This is a genomic window from Planococcus sp. CAU13, from assembly GCF_000775575.1.
GTDB lineage: Bacteria > Bacillota > Bacilli > Bacillales_A > Planococcaceae > Planococcus.
Genome location: NZ_JRGN01000286.1, coordinates 1 through 4356, shown reverse-complemented (window position 1 = coordinate 4356; position 4356 = coordinate 1). Strand labels below are relative to the sequence as shown.

The window sequence follows — 4356 nt, the reverse complement described above, 5'->3', positions numbered from 1 at the left end:
GAGGCTCAGGCCACTCCCGCGGAAAGCGTCAGCCTGGAACGGAAATCGGTATATTGATATTAGTTTCTGGAGGGATTTGTATGAGGATTACACCACCGAAACCGTTTTTCTTCAAAGCGGGGCCGCGTGCGGTTCTTTTATTGCATGGCTTTACAGGCAACTCGGCAGATGTGCGGATGATGGGGCGCTTTCTTGAGAAGAAAGGCTATACATCCATTGCGCCGCATCTGGAAGGACACGGCGGTGCAGCGGAAGAATTGGTGAAGAGCGGACCCGAAGGCTGGTGGCAGGCTGTGGAAGCGGCCTACCAAAAGCTGAAGGACGAAGGCTACTCGGAAATTGCTGTCGGCGGATTGTCGCTTGGCGGCGTATTATCACTGAAAGCCGGGTATACATTCCCTGTAAAGGGTGTATTTACGATGTGTTCGCCGATGATTATGAAAACGACGGATCTGTTGTTTGAAGGCGTCATTGCATATGCCCGAAATTACAAAAAGCTTGAAGGAAAAGCAGATGATGTTATCGAAGAAGAGATAAAGATCCTTCGTGAACATGGAATGGCTTCACTTTCTGACCTGCGGGAAATGGTGCATGACGTCCGCAAACATGCCGATCATGTTTACGCACCGGTGTTTGTGGTGCAGGGTTCTCTGGATGATGTCATTGACACTGATTCTGCGAACATCATCTATGATACAGTGGAATCATTCGATAAAAAGATTAAGTGGTACGAGAAATCAGGGCACGTTATCACCCTGGACAAAGAAAAAGAACAATTGCATGAAGATGTATTGGAATTTCTCGAATCGCTCGATTGGAGCGTGTGAGAACGCCAGAAGGAGGAATTGACATGGGAAACAATGAAATATCGCTGGATCAGCGCCTGCTGTCATTTATGCGGGAAGATGCATATAAACCGCTGACTGTTCAGGAAATTGAAGAGCAGTTCGGATTTAATGACGCGGATGAGTTCAAGGAATTGGTGAAGACATTAGTAAAACTGGAAGAAAAGGGTTTATTGGTGCGCTCACGCGCCAATCGCTACGGCGTTCCGGAACGGATGAACCTGATGAGCGGTAAGTTCATCGGCCATCCGCGCGGCTTCGGGTTTGTCGCATATGACGAAGCAGGTCAGGATGATATCTTTATTCCGCCGACGGAAGTGAACGGCGCCATTAACGGCGACCGGGTAATGGTGAGAATTGCAGAATCGTCGGGCGGCGATCGCCGTGAAGGTACGATTATCCGTATCCTGGAACGCGGCACGACGCAGGTTGTCGGAACTTTCCAGGACAACCGCGGCTTTGGTTTTGTAATATCGGATGACAAAAAAATGAATATGGATATTTTTATTGCCAAAGATGATACGCTTGGTGCCATTGATGGCCATAAAGTGGTGGTGGAAATTACGGGCTGGCCGGAAGGCAGAAAATCAGCTACCGGGATGGTCAAACAGATTCTTGGCCATAAGAACGATCCGGGTGTGGATATCCTTTCCATCATCCATAAACATGGAATAGAAGTCGAGTTTCCACAATCGGTGCTTGATGAAGCAAATGCAGTACCGGATGAAATCAATCCGCAGGACATCGAAGACAGAAGAGATCTGCGGGAAGAAGCCATCGTCACGATTGACGGTGCTGACGCAAAAGATTTGGATGACGCCGTGCAGGTGGTAAAGCTGGAAGACGGGACTTATAAACTCGGCGTCCATATTGCAGATGTCAGCCATTACGTCACGGAAGGCTCTGAGATAGACCGGGAAGCGTATGACCGTGCGACAAGTGTGTATTTGACAGACCGCGTTATTCCAATGATTCCGCATCGCCTGTCAAACGGCATCTGTTCACTCAATCCGCAAGTTGACCGGCTGACGCTGTCCTGTGAGATGATTTTCAATGACCAGGGAGAAGTCCTGTCCCACGAGATTTTCCAGAGCGTCATCCGGACTTCTGCCAGAATGACGTATACCGACGTTTATGAAATACTGGAACAAGACAACCAGGAACTGAAAGAAAAATATCGTGAGCTTGTGCCGATGTTCGAATTGATGAAGGAACTTGCAGATATTCTCCGGACAAAACGCATGCGCCGCGGCGCCATCGATTTTGATTTCAAGGAATCAAAAGTCATAGTGGATGAAGACGGCAATCCGATCGATGTAGTGGTCCGGGAACGCACGGTTTCCGAGCGTCTGATCGAAGAGTTCATGCTGGCGGCCAATGAAACAGTGGCTGAACATTTCCACCACATGGAAGTGCCTGCACTTTATCGCATACACGAAGATCCAAAACCTGAAAAACTGCAGCGTTTCTTTGAATTCGTTACGAACTTTGGTATCGTTGTAAAAGGCACAGGCAACCAGATTCATCCTCGCGCGCTGCAGGAAATCGTCGAATCGGTCGCCGGAAAACCGGAAGAGCCCGTTGTTTCGACCATGATGCTGCGTTCGATGCAGCAGGCGAAATATTCTTCGGAAAGCCTAGGTCATTTCGGTTTGTCGACTGAATTCTATACGCATTTCACGTCACCGATCCGCCGCTATCCGGATTTGATCATTCACCGGCTGATTCGCACGTATCTGATTGAAAAAGATTTATCCCGGGCGACCATCATGCACTGGGAAGCCAATATGGATGATATTGCAACGCACACTTCCGAACGTGAGAGACGCGCTGTCGAAGCGGAACGCGATACGGATGCCTTGAAGAAAACACAATATATGCAGGACAAAATTGGCCAGGAATTTACTGGTATCATATCTTCTGTTACGAACTTCGGTTTATTCGTCGAATTGCCGAACACAATCGAAGGGCTTGTCCATGTATCGAACATGACGGATGATTTCTACCGTTTCGATGACCGTCAGATGATGATGATCGGCGAACGCAGCAACCGCCAGTTCCGCATCGGTGACGAAGTAGAAATCAAAGTGATCGGCGTCAAACCGGAAGAATCGGCCATCGACTTTGAAATCGTCGGCATGACGCAAAACGTGCGCCGTACCCGTAAAGACGCACCGAAAGTGATCCGTGCCACGAAAAAAGAGGGTGGCGGAAAAGTCGGGCGTGACGGCAAGAAGAAGGAAGACGGAGGGCCGACCCGAAAAGGGAAGAATCCGAAGAAGAAATTCTATGAAGGCGCAGCTAAGAAATCCAAGCGCAAAAAGAAATGAGCAGGGAGCGGCTCACGGGCCGCTCTTTTGGACTGATTTGAGGTGGAAGCAATGGCAAAAGGCGAAGGCAAAGTGATTGCCCAGAACAAAAAAGCCGGTTTCGATTATTTTATTGAAGAAACGATGGAAGCCGGAATTGTGCTGCAGGGCACTGAAATAAAATCTGCCAGAAACGGCAAAGTGCAATTGAAGGACGCTTTCGTGCGGATACGCGGCGGAGAAGCATGGATTTCGAATATGCACATCAGCCCGTATGAGCAGGGTAATATCTTTAACCACGACCCAACCCGTTCGCGGAAACTGCTGCTCCATAAAAAGCAGATCCGGGAACTGGAATCGCACGCGAAAGAACAAGGGGTGACAATTGTTCCGTTGAAGATGTATTTGAAGGACGGTTTTGCGAAAGTCCTGATCGGCGTTGGTAAAGGGAAGAAAAACTATGATAAGCGTGAAGATCTGAAACGGAAAGACGCGAAACGGGAAATTGACCGTGCGATGAAAGAACGGACCCGTTAAGCTTGAAGTCTGACTATCTTTGTCTTATAATAGGTTTATAACACAAGCACGTTAGAGTCATACTCTTCCCGTGTCTTCTTATAATGAGGGGACGTTACGGATTCGACAGGGATGGCCAGGGCTTGGGTTGCGCGTCGGAGGGTCGGCTTCGTCATAAACGCACTTATAACAACAGGCAAAACAAACCAAAACCTAGCATTCGCAGCGTAAGCTCGGATCTGCTTTATCTATCCATCGCCCATGTGGCTGGATAAAGCTCAACTTTAGTGGGATACGGCAGGCAGCGCCACTTGAACTGTCTGCAGGAGATTTTCAGGTTAGTGCCCGGGACGCCTGCTTATTGGCAGAACGGCGCATGAACTTCCAATAAATAAGCTACACGCGTAGATGCTCAAGTAGCTGAGTTTCTGGACGCGGGTTCGACTCCCGCCGTCTCCATAGATTTTATGGGGCTACATATAGTGGTATCAAGGTTTTAATGAGTTAGGGATATTGCACGGGAGTTGAAATCCTGTGCGATATCCCTATTTTCATTCCTACATATCTTAGTAAATTTATTTTATAAACCTTCTATAATAAATTGAACTAAAGAGGTAGTATTTTATTTACCGATTCGATGCTGAGAGATATCTTCAGAGATATGGAGCAAAACAGCGCAGACTCCT

3 protein-coding genes and 1 other RNA gene are annotated in these 4356 nt (G+C 48.1%); all 4 read left to right on the top strand.

Going from position 1 to position 4356, the window contains the following annotated elements:
* Positions 1–80 precede the first annotated feature (80 nt).
* The 4 genes from KW93_RS13375 to ssrA all read left to right on the top strand — a co-directional run bounded on the left by KW93_RS13375 (position 81) and on the right by ssrA (position 4132).
* A complete protein-coding gene (locus tag KW93_RS13375) occupies positions 81–827 on the top strand; it encodes an alpha/beta hydrolase (RefSeq protein WP_033543536.1) in 747 nt (248 codons plus the stop codon).
* A 23-nt stretch (positions 828–850) separates the two neighbouring features.
* Complete coding sequence (gene rnr, locus KW93_RS13370; RefSeq protein WP_033543535.1) at positions 851–3175, top strand: ribonuclease R; 2325 nt, start codon at positions 851–853, stop codon at positions 3173–3175.
* A gap of 51 nt (positions 3176–3226) precedes the next feature.
* Positions 3227–3691: an SsrA-binding protein SmpB gene (gene smpB / locus KW93_RS13365; RefSeq protein WP_033543534.1), complete on the top strand. Its 465-nt coding sequence runs from the start codon at positions 3227–3229 to the stop codon at positions 3689–3691.
* 87 nt (positions 3692–3778) lie between these two features.
* Positions 3779–4132, top strand: a transfer-messenger RNA (tmRNA) gene (gene ssrA, locus KW93_RS17185).
* Positions 4133–4356: the final 224 nt, after the last annotated feature.

What these genes read in the sequence shown, in the direction of transcription:
- KW93_RS13375 (WP_033543536.1), top strand. Translation starts at nt 81, where the DNA reads ATGAGGATTACACCACCGAAACCGTTTTTCTTCAAAGCGGGGCCGCGT.
- rnr (WP_033543535.1), top strand. Translation starts at nt 851, where the DNA reads ATGGGAAACAATGAAATATCGCTGGATCAGCGCCTGCTGTCATTTATG.
- smpB (WP_033543534.1), top strand. Translation starts at nt 3,227, where the DNA reads ATGGCAAAAGGCGAAGGCAAAGTGATTGCCCAGAACAAAAAAGCCGGT.